We start from the raw sequence: 341 nt of genomic DNA, 5'->3' as shown, positions 1-341 counted from the left end.
GACGCCCGGGTGGTGTTCGTGTTTCCGGGGCAGGGGTCGCAGTGGGTGGGGATGGGGGCTGAGCTGCTGGATTCCTCGCCGGTGTTCGCGGCGCGGATCGGGGAGTGCGAGCGGGCGTTGGTGCCGTTCGTGGACTGGTCGCTCACTGAAGTCCTGCGCGGTGGTGTGGGGTTGGAGCGGGTGGATGTGGTGCAGCCGGTGCTGTGGGCGGTGATGGTGGCGTTGGCGGAGGTGTGGCGGTCGTTCGGGGTGGAGCCGGCGGCGGTGGTGGGGCATTCGCAGGGGGAGATCGCGGCGGCGTGCGTGGCGGGTGCGTTGTCGTTGGAGGACGGCGCGCGGGT

At 71.6% G+C, this 341-nt stretch carries 1 protein-coding gene; it reads left to right on the top strand.

The features are described from left to right. Positions 1 to 341: acyltransferase domain-containing protein (locus tag VM95_RS38165; protein ID WP_045706314.1), on the top strand; the 341-nt coding region annotated here is incomplete at both ends.

It is taken from the genome of Streptomyces rubellomurinus, assembly GCF_000961885.1.
Taxonomy (GTDB): Bacteria; Actinomycetota; Actinomycetes; order Streptomycetales; family Streptomycetaceae; genus Kitasatospora; species Kitasatospora rubellomurina.
The sequence above is the reverse complement of the archived record's forward strand: the minus strand, read 5'-3'. Positions and strand labels throughout refer to the sequence as shown.